This is a genomic window from Planotetraspora thailandica, from assembly GCF_016863335.1.
In the GTDB taxonomy this organism is placed as follows: Bacteria; Actinomycetota; Actinomycetes; order Streptosporangiales; family Streptosporangiaceae; genus Planotetraspora; species Planotetraspora thailandica.
The window spans coordinates 60,076-74,302 of record NZ_BOOR01000021.1; the positions used below are offsets into that span (position 1 = coordinate 60,076).

The following is a 14,227-nucleotide window of genomic DNA, read 5'->3' on the forward strand; positions in this document are numbered from 1 at the left end:
CGTTCCTTCAGTTCCGCGAGGCGCGGTGCTCCTGCGGGCTCATCCCGTGCACCCGTTTGAAGGCGGTGCTCAGGGCGAACGGGCTGCCGTAGCCGACCTGCCTGGCGACCGCGCCGACCGTGGTGTCGGGGTCGCGTAGCAGGTCGGCGGCCAGAGCCAGGCGGCGGCTGGTGAGATAGGTCATCGGCGGTTCACCCACCAGGTCGGTGAACCTGCGGGCCAGCGCCGCCCGGGAGACGCCTGCGCGCGCCGCGAGCGAGGCCACCGTCCACGGATGCGCGGGATTGTCGTGGAGCAACCGCAACGCCGTACCGACCACCGGGTCGCTGTGCGCGCGATACCACGCGGGCGCGGCCGACTCCAGGCCGGACAGCCACTCTCGCAGGGCGGTGACCAGCAGCAGGTCGAGGAGCCGGTCGAGCAGCACCTCCTGTCCGGGACCGTCCTTGCCGATCTCCTCGCACAGCAGCGACACGACCGGACCGTCGCCCGCACGCAGGATCAGCGAGGGGGGCAGTGTGGCGAGCAGCCGCCTGCCGACCTCGCCGCGCAGCTGGTAGGTGCCGGTCAGCATCATCGCGCTCCCGTCCGGCGCGTTTCCCCAGGTGCGGACGCCGAGGCTCATCGCGTCGCACAGATCCTCTCCTTCGAGGGTCGTCGCGCAGCCTCCCGGGTGGATCACCGTCTGCACGGGCGTGGCCGGGTCGTCGGCGACCGTGTACGGCTCGGGCCCGCGCAGGAGGGCCAGGCGGCCTGCGCGCAGACGAGCGGGCTCCCCGTGCTCGGGGGTGATCCACGCCTCACCGCGCACCATGACGACGACCGTCAGGGGCGCCCCGTCCTGGACACGCATCGACCAGGGCGGTTCAAGGATCGAGCGGATCAGGAACGCATGGTGGGCTCTCGGCCCGTCCAGCAGACCGGCGAACGCGTCCATGCGCCGAGTGTAGACACGCGGACATGGGAGCTGGATTCTCAACGATGGCCGCCCCGCATGCCGTGGACTTGACTGGAGGCATGACGGAGAACGCAGGGGAGAGCGCGGTCACGCTGGTCGTCGGGGGCGCGGGGAAGACGGGTCGCCGCGTGGTGCGGCGGCTGCGGGAGAAGGGGATCGCGGTGCGGCCGGTGTCCCGCTCGAGCACACCGCGCTTCGACTGGAACGAGCCCGGCACGTGGGCGGACGCGCTGAAGGACGCCGATTCGGCGTATGTGACGTACCACCCGGATCTGGCGATGCCGGGGGCGGCCGATGTCGTGGGGGCGTTCGCGAAGCAGGCCGTCGCGAGCGGCACGCGGCGCCTGGTCCTGCTGTCCGGCAGGGGAGAGGAGGGGGCGCAGGCCGCCGAGCGCGCGGTGCGGGAGTCCGGGGCCGAGTGGACGATCCTGCGGTCGGCCTGGTTCTTCCAGAACTTCAACGAGTCGTTCCTGCTCGAGCAGGTGCTGGAGGGCGTGATCGCGATGCCCGCGGGCAGCGTGGCCGAGCCGTTCGTCGACGCGGAGGACGTCGCCGACGCGGCGGTGGCGGCGCTGACCTCGTCCCGCCATGTCGGCGAGGTGTACGAGCTCACCGGCCCGCGCCTGATGACCTTCGCCGACGCGGCGGCGGAGATCGGCGAGGCGACCGGCAGGGACATTCGGTATGTCGCGGTCTCCCCGGAGGAATACGAGGCGGCGCTGGCCGGACAGATGCCCGCCGAAGAGGCGAGGCTGCTCACCGCCCTGTTCAGCGAAGTCCTGGACGGCCACAACGCGCACCTGTCGGACGGTGTGCGCCGCGCGCTCGGCCGGGAGCCGGCCGACTTCGCCGACTTCGCCCCTGATGCGGCTGCCACCGGAGTGTGGGAGGCGTCATGACGGGGGCCGACCTGGTCGTGATCGCGGCCACCGTGGCGACGGGGCTGATGGCGGGACTGTTCTTCGCCTTCACCATCGCCGTGATGCCGGCCCTGGCCGCCGGCGACGACCACACGTTCGTGCACGCGATGCGACGCATCAACGTCGCCATTCTCAACGGCTGGTTCGCGCTGGCCTTCGGCGGCTCGGCCGTACTGACCGCGGCGGCCGCGCTGCTGCACATCGGAGAGCCGGAGTTGCCCTGGCTGGTGGGGGCCTTCGCGGCGTACGGCGCGACGCTCGCCATCACGTTCGCCGTCAATGTGCCGCTCAACAACGAGCTCGACAAAACCGACGAGGGTTCGGCGGCGGCGCTGGGCCCGGCGCGGAGGCGGTTCGAGCGCGGATGGGTGTGGTGGAACGCCGTCCGCACGCTCACCAACCTCGTCGCGTTCTGCCTGGCGGCCGGGGCGCTCGCCTTGTGACCGCCGGATGTGCCGGGCCCGTTCCCATGCCGCACCAAGGGAACGGGCCCTGGCACGAGATCAGTTGGCGCCGACGAACTGCTGGGCGAGCTGCTGACCGAGGGTCACGGCCTGCTGGTGGTTCTCGATGGCCGAGACCTTGGTGCCCGAGCCGGTGAAGACGATGTACGTCACCGGGCCGTCAGTGCCTCCGGTGCTGGGATCGGGGTCGATGCCCAGGTCGGAGGCCGTCTTGTGGGACGCCTCGCCGATGATCTGCGTCGGTCCCGTGTCGCCCACGACGGCGTATTCGATCTTGCCGTTGTAGATGACGGCCACCACCGTGCCGCAGCCGATTCCCTTCGACGTGTAGTTCCAGATGCTGCTCGAACTCGGCACCACGACGTACGGCAGGCTCGCCGAGTCGAGCGGGGAGTCGCCGGTGGTGTGGCAGGCGGTGTCGGGATAGAAGCAGCAGTCGGTGTTCTCGTTGCACTGGGCGGTGCGCACGCCGTCGCAGTCGATGTCCATGTCGGCCTTCCAGAAGACCGCACCGGTCTTCTGGCATACCGGCACGGTCGCCGAGCTCACGTCTTCATCGGTCTTGTACTTGCCGCTGGAGATCTGCGAGCACGACGTGACCTTGGCCAGGAGCTGGTCGGCGGTGACGGTGGTCCCGCCGCCGGTGCCGCCGGGGGTGGTGGCGTCGATGTAGTCGAGGTTGCCGTTGCCGTCGGCGGTCGTCGCGGTGATGCGCACCTTGTTGGCGCCCGCGTTGACGTTCGCGGTGATCGAGACGGTGGCCCAGGTGTCCCAGTTTCCGGTGGCGGGGAACGCCCGGTTGGCCGCGACGACGGTCCCGTTGACCGAGATGTTCGCAGTCCTGGTGGGGCTGGTGCCGTTGGAGTAGCGGATGGCCAGGGTGGCGCTGCCCGCCGCGGCCGAGGTCACGGTCCACTCGGTGTAGCTGCCCGAGATGTTGTCGCCGTTGACGAAGCCGCTGCCGGAATAGCCGGCGTGGTTCGACTCCACCACGCCTCGGGAGACGACCGCGTTCTCCGCCTCCAGCCGTGTGGTCGCGGCATGCGCCGGGCCGCCGGCGAAGAGGCCGGCGGTCATCAGGCCCAGGGCCACCAGCGCCGATGCGAAGCGGGGGGACCTTCGCATCACTCACCTCCGTAATTAGGAAGGTTTACTAACAATCGCCGCTACCGTAGGGATGAGTCAGGATTTGGTCAAATGCTGAGAAAGGATGATCTGTCCAGCGTTCGATCCGGTCGCGCGGGACGGTTGCGCGGGCCGGGCCGGCCCATTGGGCGGGCAGGGGATGATGGGCGGGCCGGGTCGGGCGATCTGGCCGGGGGCTGGGTCGGACGACCCCGTTCGGCGGGCCGAGTCGGCGCACTGGGCAGGCGGGGGCCGGCGGGCGATGGGCCTTGCGGCGAGCTGGCCGCAGCCACAATGAGCATTTTTGGGGATATGTCCTGAATATTTCGGTCAAGCCATCCGAAACGGGCATATTGACAAAGCGGCTTGACAGCACCGAACTGCAGAGATGCTGAATTTATGACGAAATGCCTTGACTCCTATAGGGGCGAGACCCTATTTAAGAGAAGGCGTAGACGGCTGATCACCATTGGTGGCATAGATGACAATCGAATCCGGGCCGGGTAGTGCCCGCGAGGAGTACCGCGCACTGCAGGCGGAGGCATTCAACCGCATCGGCGTTCGATATGACGATGCATTTCCCCATAAAGAAGGACAAATCGCCGCGGGCGAGTGGCTGATCAAGCAGCTCAAGCCCGGGTCGCGTGTGCTCGACGCCGGTTGCGGCACCGGATCGCCGACCGCCCAGCAGTTCGCGCAGGCCGGGTGTGAGGTCGTCGGCATCGACATCTCCCCGGTGATGCTCGACCTGGCGCGGCAGAACGTCCCCGAGGGCACCTTCGTCGAACTGGACGTGCTGGACCTCGACGACTCGCTCGGCACCTTCGACGCCGTGACCGCGTTCTTCTCCCTGCTGATGTTGCCCCGGGCCGACATCGCCGCGGCCCTCCGCAAGATCCACGGAGCGCTCGCGCCGGGCGGGCTGTTCTCGCTCAGCATGGTGGAGATCGACCTCGACGACGTGCCTTTCCAGTTCCTTGGCGCGCCGGTCCGGGTGACCGGATACCTGCGCGACGAGATGCGGGCCGCCATCGAGGACGCCGGGTTCACCGTCCTGACGGAGAACCACATCTCCTACGCGCCGGCGACCACCCAGGCGCCGCCGGAGATCCAGCTGTTCTTCAACTGCCGGCGCGACCAGCTCTGAGGCGGCCTGACCCGTGTCGTGGGACGGGGAATCGCTGGCGTTCCTCAGATTCATGAGCGAGGCCGCGCAGGCGATCGGGGAGAGCCCCGATCCCGAGCAGGCCACCAGGTTGTTCTGCGAGGCGGCGGTTCCCCGCCTGGCCGACGCCGCCGCGGTCTACCTCGACGACGGAGCCCAGCACCGGATCGACCCGGGCGACCGGCTGCCGTCCCGGTGGACCGGCGAGGGCGCCGGACCTGCTGCATCGGTCCCCGAGCGGATCGGCGATCGCCTGATCACGGTCCCCCTGCGCGCGTACGGCACGCCGGTCGGCTGTGCCGTACTCGCCCGGGACGGGGAACGGCCGCCCTTCGCCGAGGCGGACCTGTTCGCGGCGGGCCAGCTCGGTGTGCCCGCGGCGCTCAACGTCTTCCACGGCCGGTTGCACCGCCGCCAGCTGGAGACGGTGGAGACCCTGCAGCGCGGCATGCGCCCGGACAGCCCGCCGGCGCTGCCGGGGCTGGAGATCTCCTTCCGCTACCAGCCCGCGGCCGAGCGCGTGGGCGGCGACTGGTTCGACGTCATCCCGCTGCCCGGCAGCCGGGTCGCGCTCGTCGTCGGCGACGTGATGGGCCACGGCCTCGCGGCGGCCACGGTCATGGGGCAGCTCCGCACGGCGGTGCAGACGCTTGCCTCGCTGGACCTGCCGGCCGAGCAGGTGCTCCACTCGCTGGACGAGATGGCCCAGCGCCTCGCCGCTCAGACGCTGACGACCTGCGTCTACTGCGTGTACGACCCCGTGCTGCGCCGCTGCACGATCGCCAGTGCGGGTCATCTGCCGCCCGTCCTCGTCGGCGCGGACGGCAAGGCCACCGTGCTCAGTCCGCCGCGCTGCACGCCGATCGGCCTGGGGCGCACGCCGTTCGAGGCGATGGAGATCGCAGCCGAAGACGGCAGCATGCTCGTGCTCTACACCGACGGCCTGGTGGAGGAACGCGGCCAGGACATCGGGCAGAGCGTCGACGCGTTGTGCGGAAAGCTCTCCACGGGCGCCCCCATGGAGGAGCTGTGCGACGGCGTGCTGCCGGCGGCGAGATCCGACGACGTCACACTGCTCGCCATCAGGTTCAAGGGCATTCCCAGCAACGACGTCGCCCAGTGGCTGGTGGAGTCGGGACCGCTGACGCCGCGGCGGGTGCGGGGCCTGGTCCGCAGGACCCTCGACGCCTGGGGGCTCGGCTCGATGATTCCGGTGGCCGAGCTGCTCACCTCCGAGCTGGTCACCAACGCCGTGCGCCAGACGTCGCGGCCGCTCACCGTCAGGCTGCTGCGCACCGACGCCCTGCTGTGCGAGGTCAGCGACGACGACCATCGGTTGCCGATCCTGCGCGAGCCCGGCGTCCTGGATGCCGACGGGCGCGGGCTCTACCTCGTCAGCCAGCTGGCCGACCGCTGGGGCACCAGCCAGGTCGCGGGCGGCAAGACGGTGTGGTTCTCACTGCGCATTCCCGACCAGGATCCGCCGCTCCCGCGAGAGCCGTACGGCACGGCCTGACGGCACGCGGGGGAGTGCGTTGACGATGGGCGGGCGCGCCGCGTAGGTTCCCGATACCGACTGGTCGGTCCGGAGGGGTTCATGCGCGTTCAGGACAAGGTCGTCGTCGTCACCGGCGCCGCGAGCGGCATCGGCCGGGCGATGGCGCTGCGCTTCGCCGCCGAGGGCGCGGCCGGGGTGCTCGTGGCCGACCTGGATGAGGACGGCGCGAACGCCGTCGCGGCGGAGATCGGCGAGCGGGCGCTGGCCGTACGCGCCGACGTCTCGGTGGACGAAGACGTCAGGGCGCTGGTCGGCACCGCGGAGCGCGAGCTCGGCCCGATCGGCCTCTTCTGCTCCAACGCCGGGATCATCACCGGCCACGGCCTCGACGAGGCGACCGACCTGGAATGGGCCAGGACTCTCGCGGTGAATACGCTCGCCCACGTCTACGCCGCCCGCGCCGTGCTGCCCGGCATGGTGGAGCGGGGCGGCGGCTACCTGTTGAACACCTGCTCGGCCGCCGGCCTGGTGAGCTGCCCCGGTGACGCGCCGTACGCGGTGACGAAGGCGGCGGCGATCTCCTTCGCCGAATGGGTGGCGATCCACTACCGGGCCAAGGGCATCGGCGTGAGCGTCCTGTGCCCGCAGGGCGTGCGCACGGGAATGATGAGCGACGACGTGCGCGACCACCTCACGGCCCGCGCCGTCATGGCCTCCGGAGCCATGCTCGAACCCGAGGACGTCGCCCAGCACGTGATCGACGGCCTGGACGCCGAGCGGTTCTACATCTTCCCCCACCCGGAGGTGGCCGGGTTCTTCCAGATGAAGGCGGGCGACCCCGACCGCTGGCTTGCGGGCATGTCGCGTTTCGTGGAGTCGCTCACCTAGGTCGTGTAGGTCTTCAGACCGCGCAGGAAAAGCTCCAGGCCGAACGCGAACCGCTCCTCGCCGCTGCCCGTCATGAGCGCGTCGATGTTGCCGGTGACGGCGGGGAAGCGCTCAGGCGGCAGGCTCAGGTAGTAGTCGCGCAGGGGCCCGAAGAACTCCTTCAGGAAGGTGTCGACGTCCTTGCCGCTGGCTCGCTGCTTGGCGAGGTAGAGCGAGCCCTCGTAGGCGTCGGACATCACGTAGAGGTACAACCGGTCGATCGCCCAGGCCGCGACCTGGGGCGGCAGGCCTCCGGCGAGCATGATGGAGAGCAGCCCCTCGCACACCCGGAGGGCGTTCGGGCCCATGGGGATGTTGGCGAGCGGCACGCGGGCCACGTCGGCGTGCGTGTGGAGCACCCGGTGCATCGCCCAGACCACCTCGTCGAGCTGCTCCAGCCAGCGCTCACCGTCGGCAGTGGGCACCTCGATCTCACCCATGACGCGTTCGAAGAGCAGCTCGAGCAGCTCCTCCTTGTTGGCCACGTGCGCGTACAGCGAGGCGGGGCCGGTTCCCAGTTCCTGCGCGATGCGCCGCATGCTCAGCGCCTCCAGGCCCTCGGCGTCGAGGATGCGCAGCCCGACGTCGACGATCTGATCCTGGCTCAGGGGCTGCCTGGCCGGGGCCTTGCGTGTGCGCCACGGCGGCAGGGGAACGGCCTCCATACGAACACTGTATAACGCGCGAACATCGTTCGATTGACGAACACTGTTTGACGAGAAGCGCCAGAGCGCTTTATAACGGGAGTCCGACCTTTGAAACGCCGTTCGTATCGTCGAACGACGTTCGTTCAACGAATGGAGTTCCGTTGGCATCCCCCACCCTCCTCGCCCCCGCGCCCTACCGGTGGCGCTGGGCGGCGCTGTTCGTGATCCTCGCGGCCGAGGTGATGGACCTGCTGGACAGCCTGATCACCAACGTCGCCGCGCCCACCATCCGGGCCGAGCTGGGCGGCGACGCCAGCCTGATCCAGTGGCTCGGCGCCGGTTACACCCTGGCCATGGCGGTCGGTCTGGTCACCGGAGGCCGGCTCGGCGACCTCTATGGCCGCAAGCGCATGTTCGTCGTCGGCGTGCTGGGCTTCGTGATCGGCTCGCTGCTGTGCGGCCTGGCTGTATCACCGGAGATGCTGGTCGGCGCCCGGGTCCTTCAGGGCCTGTTCGGCGCGGTCATGCTTCCCCAGGGGCTCGGCATGATCAAGGAGATGTTCTCGCCCAAGGAGATGGCCGTCGCGTTCGGCGCCTTCGGGCCGATCATGGGCCTGTCCGCGGTCGGCGGCCCGGTTCTGGCGGGCTGGCTGGTCGACGCCGACCTGTTCGGCACGGGCTGGCGCATGATCTTCCTGATCAACCTGCCGCTCGGGCTGATCGCGCTCGCCGGTGCCGTACGGCTGCTGCCCGAGTCGCGGCCGGAGCAGGCGGCCCGGCTCGACCTCGTCGGGGTCGGGCTCGTCTCGACGGCCGCCGCGCTGCTGATCTACCCGCTGGTCCAGGGCAGGGAGCTCGGCTGGCCGGTCTGGACCTTCGCCTCGATGGCCGCATCGGTCGCGATCTTTGTGGTCTTCGGCCGTCATGAATCCCGCAGGCACCGGGCCGGCGGAGACCCGCTGGTGCTCCCCACTCTGTTCCGCAAGAGAGCCTTCACCGGCGGCCTCGTCGCGGGGCTCGTGTTCTTCTCCGCGCTGACCGGCTTCTCCCTGGTGTTCACCCTCTACGCCCAGCTCGGCCTGGGGTATTCGCCGCTGAAGTCGGGCCTGGCGGGCCTGCCGCAGGCGGTCGGCACCGTCATCGGGTTCGTGGTGGCCGGGGCAGGGCTGACCGCGAGGTTCGGGCGGCGCCTTCTTCAGGCGGGTGCCATGATCATGGCCGTCGGAGTCGCCGGGTTCGGCCTCACGATCCACGCGGTGGGGGTCGGCGTGACGCCCTGGCAGACGGCCCCCGCGCTCGCCGTCGCCGGGGCGGGCATGGGCCTGCTCATGGCGCCGTTCTTCGACCTCGTGCTCGCCGGGGTGGACCAGGAGGAGACGGGCTCGGCGTCCGGCACGCTCACCGCGATCCAGCAGCTGGGCGCGGCCCTCGGCACCGCCGTGCTCGGCACGCTCTTCTTCGACCTGCTGGGCGGCGGCAGGACGTTCGGGGCCGCCATGCAGATCACCGTGGGCGTCGAGGTCGGCCTGCTGGTCCTCACGTTCGTGCTCGGGTTCCTGCTTCCGATGCGGGCACGCGAGGAGGAGGCCGGCGGCTGAACGTCTTGCGGTACGCCGACGGCGACGTGCGCATCGCACGGGTGAAGTGGTGGCGGAAGGTCACCGGGCTCTCGAATCCGACGGCGGCTCCGATCTTCTCGACCGGGGCCGCCGTCGCTTCGAGCAGAGGCAGGCTGGCAGCGATCCGCTGGGAGATCACCCAGCGCAGCGGGCTGCTGCCGGTCTGGCGGTTGAAGTGCCGGATGAAGCTGCGCTGGGACATGCGCGCGACGGCTGCCATGGCGGACACCGTGATCGGTTCGGCGAGGTGGGCCATGGCCCACTCCATGGCACGCGCCACGGCGTCGTCGTCGTCCACGGCGGAGACCGCCGCCTCGATGAACTGGGCCTGGCCGCCCTCGCGGTGGGGCGGGACGACCAGCCGCCGCGCGACGGCGTTGGCGACGCTCGGGCCGTGGTCGCGGCGGACGAGATGGATCAGCAGGTCGATCCCCGCGGCGCTGCCGGCGCTGGTCAGCACGTCGTCCCCGTCGACGTAGAGCACGTCGGCGTTCACCCTGATCTGCGGGAACCGCTCTTGGAGCAGGGTCGCGTACTTCCAGTGGGTGGTGGCCTCCCTGCCGTCGAGCAGGCCCGCCGCCGCGAGCGCGAAGGCGCCGGAGCAGATCGACACCACCCGGGCCCCGCGGCCATGCGCCCGCCGCAACGCCCCGATCAACGCGGGGGAGACCCGGCCCCGCACGTCGGGCACGCCCGGGACGATCACCGTGTCGGCCTCGGCGAAAACATCCAGGCCGTGGGCCGCCTGGAGCGTGAAACCGCCGACGGCACGCAGCGGGCCGGTCGTCTCGGCGCACACGCGCAGGTCGTACCACGGCACGTCCAACTCGGGCCGGGGCAGGCCGAACAGCTCGACCACGCAGCCCAGCTCGAAGGGGGACATCCCGTCGAACGCCAGGACCGACACCGTACGGCCGTCGCGACGGCGCGGAGGATCCATGAACTGCATGGCGGGATATTAGCGAAACGGGGCTTTCATGCCACTCGTGGGAGCGCGGGGGCACGCGACACGATCTCTTTCAGAGAACACAAGCTCAGGAGGTTGGAGATGTCCTTCGTACTCAGCATGCCCGCGGCCGACGGCGAGGCCGCGATCGCCCACTTCTCGGGCCGCCTGGTCTTCGAGACCGACGTGTCCGACGTGCACGCCGACCTGGAGGCGAGAGAGCCGGGCATCGTCGTGGTGGACTCGCGCGGCGCCGACAGCTGGCGGCAGGGCCGCGTCAAGGGCGCCCTGCACCTTCCCACCGCGGAGATCGCCGAGCGGGCGCCCTCGCTCGTCTCACGTGACGTGACGGTGGTGACCTACTGCTGGGGGCCCGGCTGCAACGGGGCGACCCGCGCGGCACTGGAGTTCGCCAAGCTCGGATACCGGGTCAAGGAGATGATCGGCGGATTCGAATACTGGGCACGCGAGGGCCTGCCCGTCGAGACCGATCACGGTGTGGAGCGGCGGCCAGCCGACGCGCTGACCGCCCCGGTCGGCTCCATCACCTGCGACTGCTGAAACGCCCTCGTCGCGGCGCGCGGCCACATGGAAGGCGCCTGCTCGGGTAGGCGAAAAAGATGAGACACATCCTGCAGTTCCTCGTCACCCGGTGGTTGTCGAAGACGCCGCTGGGGCTGGTCCTCCTCGGCATCGGCTGGTGGATCCTCCGCAAGAGGCGAGCCGGCCGTACGCCTGACATGCGTGAGCAGGAACGCCGTCCCCACGCTCCGCGACAGGCGGCGGCTCCCGGCCCGGGCCCAGGAGGCGCCGGCCGTACGGCATGAGGGCGAACTTCTGCATGATCACGAACGGTGGATCCCCAGCTTGTGAGGCGTGTGCGCGAACTTCTGCATGATCACGATTCGCGTTTGGCCAGGTCAGAGCTGGTTTCCCCGAACTTCTGCATGATCACGGGGAGATGGGGTGGGGTGCGGAAGGTCTGGCGGTAGGCCAGGGGCGCGACGCCGACGGCCGCGTGCAGGTGCTGTCGCAGCGACACCGCCGTGCCGAACCCCGATTTGCGGGCGATCTCGTCAACCGGCAGGTCGGAGGTCTCCAGCAGGTGGCGGGCGTGCTCGACGCGCAGCAGGGTGAGCCATCTGGCCGGGCTGAGACCGGTCTCCTCGCGGAAGCGCCTGGTGAAGGTCCGCACGCTCATCCGGGCGTGCGCCGCCAGGCCTGCGAGGTCGAGCGGCTGGCCCAGGTGCTCCAGCATCCAGGCGCGGGTGGGGGCGGTCGTCGTCCCCGACGGGTCGGGCAGCGGCCGTTCGATGTACTGCGCCTGCCCGCCCTCCCTGAACGGCGCCGTCACGCACCGCTTGGCCGTACGGTTGGCCACCTCGCTGCCGTGGTCGCGCCGGATCACGTGCAGGCACAGGTCGATGCCGGCGGAGACCCCGGCCGAGGACAGGATGTCGCCGTCGTCGACGAACAGCACGTCGGGCATGAGCCGTACCCGGGGGAACAGGGCGCCGAAGTGCTCGGCGTTGCGCCAGTGCGTCGTCGCCGGGCGTCCGTCGAGCAGTCCGGCGGCGGCCAGCACGAACGCGCCCGTGCAGATGGAGATGATCCGGGACCTCGCCGCGGCCTCCCGCAGGGCGTCGCGCAACGACGGGTCGATGGTCCCGTCGTCCAGGGCCGAGCCGCTGTGCACGCCGGTCACCACCACCGTGTCCGCGCTCGCCAGCACGCCGAGGTCGTGGTCGGGCACGACGCTGTACCCGGCCGCGTCGCTGCGCACAGGCCGCCCGCCCGGCGTGCACGTCACCAGTTCGTAGAGCGGCTCGGGATCGCGGGCCGCCCAGAACACCTGGCCGGGGATGCCCACGTCGAGCGTGGCGAAATCGTCCAGGACGAGTACGGCGATGCGGTGCATGGCCGGATTATTTCACATATTGGCCATCCGGCCACTGGCTCGGAATGTCTTCGATGTTCAGGATTGGGTTGCATGAGATCCCCCATGAGGTCACTGCACCGGGCTTGGGCGGTGGCCGCCGTCGCGTTCGTCGCGATCATCGGAGCCGCGGGCTTCCGCGCCACCCCCGGCGTGCTCATCACGCCGCTTCAGGACGAGTTCGGCTGGTCGCGGGGCACGATCTCGCTCGCCGTGTCGGTCAACCTGATGTTCTACGGCCTGTTCGCGCCGTTCGCCGCCGCCCTGATGGACCGCTTCGGCATGCGGCGGGTGGTCGCGGTCGCGCTCGTCCTGGTTACGGTGGGCAGCGGACTGACCGTCTTCATGACCGCGAGCTGGCAGCTCGTCGCGTTGTGGGGAGTGCTGGTGGGCGCGGGGACGGGTTCGATGGCCCTGGTGTTCGCCGCCACCCTCACCGACCGCTGGTTCGTACGGCACCGCGGCCTGGTCACCGGCATCCTCACGGCGGGCGGGGCCACGGGGCAGCTCGTCTTCCTCCCGGTGCTCGCCCACCTGGCCGAGATGCAGGGCTGGCGGACCGCGTCGCTGACCGTCTCGGCCGCGGCCCTGGCCGTCGTGCCGCTCGTGTGGTTCCTCCTGCGCGACACGCCGGAGGAGATCGGACTGACCGCGTTCGGCGCCACCGAGCCGCGCGAGCGGCCTCCGGGCGGCGGAGCGGCCGCCCGTGCGCTGCGGGTGCTGGGCCAGGCCGCCCGCCAACGGCGGTTCTGGTATCTCGTCGGCGGCTTCGCCATCTGCGGGGCCAGCACGAACGGGCTGGTCGGCACCCACTTCATCCCCGCGGCGCACGACCACGGCATGGGGGAGACGACGGCGGCCTCGCTGCTGGCGGTCATCGGCGTTTTCGACATCGCGGGGACGGTCGCCTCCGGCTGGCTGAGCGACCGGGTCGACTCGCGCATCCTGCTCACCGTCTACTACGCGCTGCGCGGCCTGTCGCTGCTGGCCCTGCCGGAGCTGTTCGCCGCGACCGCCGGACCGAGCATGCTCGTCTTCATCGTCTTCTACGGCCTGGACTGGGTGGCGACCGTCCCCCCGACGGTGGCGCTGTGCCGCAAGGTCTTCGGCTCGGAAGGGTCGGTGGTCTTCGGCTGGGTGTTCGCCTCCCACCAGATCGGCGCGGCCATCGCCGCCACCGCGGCCGGCGTGACCCGCGACCACCTCGGCAACTACGACCTCGCGTGGTACGGCGCGGGCGTGTTGTGCCTGTTCGCCGCCCTCATGTCGTTCCGCGTCACCACGACGACCCGGCAGAAACGGGCGGCTGCCATTCTTGTCGGGTGACAGAACGTGTTTTGCCCCTGGTGGTCCGGATCGAGCGTGGGGCTCCGCCGGAGCGGACCGACGCCCTGGAGGCCGCGGCGACCGCCGTCCTGCGCATGCTCGATCCCCTCTCCGATCCGCCCGCGGACGGCGACGACGGGACCGGCCGGAGCGAGGAGTGGGCGGCGGCCGTCGCCGAGTGGGAGGACCACCGGATCAGGAAGGTCGTCCGGCGGGCGCGCGGCGCGGAGTGGCGCCGCGTCCTCGCCCTGCCCGGCATCACCGTGACGCTGCGCACGGCGCAGGTCCGGGTGCACCCCCCGGTTCCGCTGGACGACTGGCCCAAGGACCTGTCCCGGCTCCAGGTCTCCGGCACCGAACTGTCCGACTCGGCGCCCGCCCCCGAACCCGGCGTGGACGTCCCGGTCCTGTGGGTGAACCCCCGCCTCGACATGACGGCGGGCAAGGCGATGGCACAGGCGGGCCATGCCGTACAGCTCGCGTGGTGGCGGACCGGCGAGCGGGAGCGGGCGGTCTGGCGGGAGCGGGGACTTGCGGCGGCCGTGCGAACCGCCGACCCGGACCGGTGGGCGGCGCTGCTGGACAGCGGCCTGCCGGTGGTCAGGGACGCCGGGTTCACCGAGATCGAACCGGGTTCGGCGACCGTGGTCGCGGACGCTCCCTGGCTGAGCCAGGGCGTTTTCGAAGTGTGATCGG

Annotated in this window: 15 protein-coding genes; 10 read left to right on the top strand and 5 right to left on the bottom strand. The window is 70.6% G+C overall.

Going from position 1 to position 14,227, the window contains the following annotated elements:
• Nucleotides 1–7: 7 nt before the first annotated feature.
• Nucleotides 8–937, bottom strand: coding sequence for an AraC family transcriptional regulator (locus tag Pth03_RS15555; RefSeq protein ID WP_203944975.1), 930 nt, complete (start codon nucleotides 935–937; stop codon nucleotides 8–10).
• Nucleotides 938–1,017: 80 nt separating this feature from the next.
• On the opposite strand from Pth03_RS15555, the gene Pth03_RS15560 reads away from it, so the two are divergent.
• Together Pth03_RS15560 and Pth03_RS15565 are read left to right on the top strand one after the other, a co-directional pair.
• Complete coding sequence (locus Pth03_RS15560) at nucleotides 1,018–1,857, top strand: NAD(P)H-binding protein (RefSeq protein ID WP_203944976.1); 840 nt, start codon at nucleotides 1,018–1,020, stop codon at nucleotides 1,855–1,857.
• A complete protein-coding gene (locus Pth03_RS15565; RefSeq protein ID WP_203944977.1) occupies nucleotides 1,854–2,321 on the top strand; it encodes an anthrone oxygenase family protein in 468 nt (155 codons plus the stop codon). Before Pth03_RS15560 ends, Pth03_RS15565 begins: the two co-directional genes overlap by 4 nt.
• A 60-nt stretch (nucleotides 2,322–2,381) precedes the next feature.
• Here the strand turns inward: Pth03_RS15565 and Pth03_RS41475 are convergent, their stop codons facing one another.
• Nucleotides 2,382–3,467, bottom strand: coding sequence for a glycoside hydrolase family 75 protein (locus tag Pth03_RS41475; protein WP_239119066.1), 1,086 nt, complete (start codon nucleotides 3,465–3,467; stop codon nucleotides 2,382–2,384).
• A gap of 481 nt (nucleotides 3,468–3,948) precedes the next feature.
• Between Pth03_RS41475 and Pth03_RS15575 the strand changes: the two genes are divergently transcribed.
• From Pth03_RS15575 to Pth03_RS15585, 3 genes are all read left to right on the top strand, one after another.
• Nucleotides 3,949–4,614: a class I SAM-dependent methyltransferase gene (locus Pth03_RS15575; protein ID WP_203944978.1), complete on the top strand. Its 666-nt coding sequence runs from the start codon at nucleotides 3,949–3,951 to the stop codon at nucleotides 4,612–4,614.
• Between the two features lie 52 nt (nucleotides 4,615–4,666).
• Nucleotides 4,667–6,148 (top strand): ATP-binding SpoIIE family protein phosphatase, encoded by a 1,482-nt coding sequence (locus Pth03_RS15580; protein ID WP_203944979.1) that lies wholly within the window; start codon nucleotides 4,667–4,669, stop codon nucleotides 6,146–6,148.
• Nucleotides 6,149–6,229: 81 nt separating this feature from the next.
• Complete coding sequence (locus Pth03_RS15585) at nucleotides 6,230–7,018, top strand: SDR family oxidoreductase (RefSeq protein ID WP_203944980.1); 789 nt, start codon at nucleotides 6,230–6,232, stop codon at nucleotides 7,016–7,018.
• Here the strand turns inward: Pth03_RS15585 and Pth03_RS15590 are convergent.
• Nucleotides 7,015–7,722, bottom strand: coding sequence for a TetR/AcrR family transcriptional regulator (locus tag Pth03_RS15590; RefSeq protein ID WP_203944981.1), 708 nt, complete (start codon nucleotides 7,720–7,722; stop codon nucleotides 7,015–7,017). The two genes, Pth03_RS15585 and Pth03_RS15590, sit on opposite strands and share 4 nt — an antisense overlap.
• A gap of 143 nt (nucleotides 7,723–7,865) precedes the next feature.
• On the opposite strand from Pth03_RS15590, the gene Pth03_RS15595 reads away from it, so the two are divergent.
• A complete protein-coding gene (locus Pth03_RS15595; protein WP_239119067.1) occupies nucleotides 7,866–9,302 on the top strand; it encodes a DHA2 family efflux MFS transporter permease subunit in 1,437 nt (478 codons plus the stop codon).
• Here the strand turns inward: Pth03_RS15595 and ftrA are convergent.
• Nucleotides 9,241–10,272, bottom strand: coding sequence for a transcriptional regulator FtrA (ftrA, locus tag Pth03_RS15600; RefSeq protein WP_308442351.1), 1,032 nt, complete (start codon nucleotides 10,270–10,272; stop codon nucleotides 9,241–9,243). The two genes, Pth03_RS15595 and ftrA, sit on opposite strands and share 62 nt — an antisense overlap.
• A gap of 99 nt (nucleotides 10,273–10,371) precedes the next feature.
• On the opposite strand from ftrA, the gene Pth03_RS15605 reads away from it, so the two are divergent.
• On the top strand, nucleotides 10,372–10,830 hold the full coding sequence (locus tag Pth03_RS15605; RefSeq protein ID WP_239119068.1) for a rhodanese-like domain-containing protein: 459 nt from the start codon (nucleotides 10,372–10,374) through the stop codon (nucleotides 10,828–10,830).
• A gap of 59 nt (nucleotides 10,831–10,889) precedes the next feature.
• Complete coding sequence (locus Pth03_RS15610; RefSeq protein WP_203944982.1) at nucleotides 10,890–11,096, top strand: DUF6203 family protein; 207 nt, start codon at nucleotides 10,890–10,892, stop codon at nucleotides 11,094–11,096.
• Nucleotides 11,097–11,167: 71 nt separating this feature from the next.
• On the opposite strand, the gene Pth03_RS15615 is transcribed toward Pth03_RS15610, so the two are convergent.
• The gene (locus tag Pth03_RS15615; RefSeq protein WP_203944983.1) at nucleotides 11,168–12,187 is read right to left on the bottom strand and encodes a GlxA family transcriptional regulator; all 1,020 of its coding nucleotides are present in this window, start codon (nucleotides 12,185–12,187) and stop codon (nucleotides 11,168–11,170) included.
• Nucleotides 12,188–12,271: 84 nt separating this feature from the next.
• Here Pth03_RS15615 and Pth03_RS15620 point away from each other — a divergent pair, with 84 nt between their 5' ends.
• Together Pth03_RS15620 and Pth03_RS15625 are read left to right on the top strand one after the other, a co-directional pair.
• Nucleotides 12,272–13,531 (top strand): MFS transporter, encoded by a 1,260-nt coding sequence (locus tag Pth03_RS15620; protein ID WP_203944984.1) that lies wholly within the window; start codon nucleotides 12,272–12,274, stop codon nucleotides 13,529–13,531.
• On the top strand, nucleotides 13,528–14,223 hold the full coding sequence (locus Pth03_RS15625; protein ID WP_203944985.1) for a peptidyl-tRNA hydrolase: 696 nt from the start codon (nucleotides 13,528–13,530) through the stop codon (nucleotides 14,221–14,223). Before Pth03_RS15620 ends, Pth03_RS15625 begins: the two co-directional genes overlap by 4 nt.
• Nucleotides 14,224–14,227: the final 4 nt, after the last annotated feature.